General features: G+C 67.9%; 1 protein-coding gene. It reads right to left on the bottom strand.

What is annotated here, in order from left to right:
• Positions 1-2,266, bottom strand: a 2,266-nt coding sequence (locus ACIGDI_RS43390) for a Helicase associated domain protein (protein ID WP_399908576.1), incomplete at its 3' end; no start/stop codon positions are given.
• Between the last annotated feature and the right edge of the window lie 475 nt (positions 2,267-2,741).

Here is a 2,741-nt window from a genome sequence, read left to right as displayed (position 1 = left end):
CCGGCCGGACCGGTACGTCCGCGTCGGGGTCGATGCCGACGCTTCCCAGCAGGTACTGCTGTGCCGGCGCGAGCTTGTCCCAGCCGGCGCGCTGTAGGGCGATCCAGGCTCCCAGGTCCTCGCCCTGCACGACCACCTCGCCCGTCCGTGCCGGCAGCACACCGCCGGCCTTCCGATGCGCCAGCAGGAGGCGCAGGTTGCGTTGCCAGGCGATGTCCCATTCCGGGCACCATCCGGGATCGATCTCGTCCAGCGCTTCCCTGCGCTCCTCTGGCAGCTCTCCGGCATACGAGACGCCGGTCTCCCCGCCTGCGCGGCGTGCGGCGTTCTCACGGGCCTTCTTGGCCGCGGCCCGGGCGTTTTTCATGAACACCCCCAGCGGATAGCCGTCGAAGACCGTCGATGCCGCGGGCAAGCAGTGCCCGAAGATGGCGGCGTAGGTGCGGGCGACGTCGATGCCGGCCTCCCACGCGGAGGCGTGTACGGACCACACCATGCCCAGCCGCTCGAGCTCGGCCACGCGCGAGGCCTCCAGCGTGCCCTCCCGGTAGTACCGCCGCAGGTCTGCCAGCCACACCCCCAGCGGATGCCCGCCCACCGCACCCCACTGCTCAGGAGTGACGTACGTGAACGGCACCCTCAGCTCACTGTTGCCGGTCTCGCGCCGCCACCGCGTCGCGGCCTCGATACCGCGCCGCCAGTACGCCTTCTCCGGGTCGATGACGCGCAGCTGCACGAACTGCGTCAGCACCGCAGGATCCCGCTCCTCGCTGAACCGCAGCACCCCCAACGCCCGCTCGGACACCGGCACTTGGATCTCACCGTCGTCGTCCTGGTCGTCCTCTCCGTCGGCCTCCGCCCCGTCCGCGTCGTCCGCCTCGAGGCCCGGGCGGCTGTTGCGCAGACGGGGGTCCGCGAGGGCCTCGACGGTCTCTGCATCGTGTGATCGCAGAGCGGACAAGATCTTCGTGAGAATGGAGTAGGCGTCGGAGGTGAGCATTTCGTTCGGGTCCTCGTCCGGCCCGAGGAACACGGGAACGATCAGCGTCGCGAGTTTCCCGCGCTCCGGATGCAGCCGCAGTGCACGCCCGACCATCTGCACGATATCCACCATACTGCCGCGCGCATCGGAGAAAAGCACCGCATCACATTCAGCGGTATCGACACCTTCTCCGAGAACTCGAACGGAACTCAATACACGCAATTCCGCGCGCACGTCCCGGCCCGCGTATTCGGGTCCGCCGAGGAAATCGGAGGCGAATTCGTCGAGCACCCTGCGGCGGTGTCCGGGGGCGTGCTCGCCGTACAGCCACTGAGCCCACACCTGCTCCACCGGCGGGTACCGCTCCGGCTCCGCCTCAGCCAGCCGACGGGCCGTCAACGGCACGGAGACTGCCATGGCTTCGGCCTCCTGGACCCGACTGTGAAAGGACAACACCCGCCGGAAACGCTCCCGCACCGCGGCGTGCATCAGACCCGTCTGCACCGCCGCCAACCGTGCACCGCGCACTGCGTCGGAGCCGGTGTCCTCACTGGTCAACGCCGCGTAGAGGTCGGGGTCGCGGATGTCGAGGCAGAGGACTTGGTAGGGGGCGACGATGCCCCTCCCGATCGCCTCCGACAGCGTCAACTTGTACGCCACCGGCCCGAACACGGGAGAGTCGGGCTCCATAGACGCCACCAGATGCGGCCGCTCACCCTCCGCCTCCCACACCCGCGCCGTCGCCGTCATATACAGCCGCCGCTCCGCGGGGATCTTCGACTGGTCATGCACGGCCGCCCACGGCTTCAGACCATCCCCGCTGGTCCGGTGCGCCTCGTCCACGACCATCAGGCTCCACACGTCCAGGCCAGCCGCATGCGCGCGCTGCAGAATGCCCAACCCAACGGACGCGTACGTGGCGAAGACGGTGACGGTCTCCAGCCCGCGCATCCACTCCACGAGTTCGTCCGGGTCCGTGGTGCACGGCAGTCCCTGGCTCTCCTCCGCCCGCAGCGAGCACACCCCGACCATCGCCCCGCCCCGGCCAGCCCTGCGCCAGGCGCCGGCCATCTGCGTCAGCAGATCCAAGGTCGGCACCAACACCAGCACCCGGCGAGCGGAAAGCCGATGGGCGGACTCTGCGGCGATCAGGGATTTACCGGAGCCGGTAGCGGCGATAACCTGCGTCCTCAGACCCTCCGGCGGCATACGGCCTCCGGGCGGTGTCCCGAGAAGACGGACCACGTTATCGACTGCCTCAACCTGATGCGGACGCAATTCCATATGGGCCACGATTCCTCGCATTATCGGAGACGGAGAGGAGATACAGAGCTACCCCAGAATCGATCCAGTGCCGAAATTGACGGCAATAGTACTGAGGCTTCTACAGTTCCTCTTCCCGAAGGTCAGACATGGAAGAGCAACCCAGTCATTATCCCAGAACTAAGCCAGGCATAGAAGTGACGCACGCACTCTGATCTGAACTGACCGAAAGTGACAGTGGGTCAGCCATGAGGCCCATTGACCCACGACACGGGCGAGGCCCCTGTTGCTGCTGCTTTTCTGACGCGCCCGGAGGGTGCGTCAGGTCTCGTACAGGGCTGCGGAGCAGGCCGGTACGAGATGCGAGCCGGCGGAGCCGGCTCGCCCGGATCACGGAGTGATCCGGTGGCCGGAACGGAGTTCCGGCTCTTCCGCGCGCAGCGCGGAATCCGCCGCGTAGCGGCGGCGCGTCGTGTCTGCGGAGCAGACCGCGCGC

Source organism: Streptomyces sp. NPDC085900 (genome assembly GCF_044540925.1).
GTDB classification, from domain to species: Bacteria; Actinomycetota; Actinomycetes; order Streptomycetales; family Streptomycetaceae; genus Streptomyces; species Streptomyces gilvifuscus.
The sequence above is the reverse complement of the archived record's forward strand: the minus strand, read 5'-3'. Positions and strand labels throughout refer to the sequence as shown.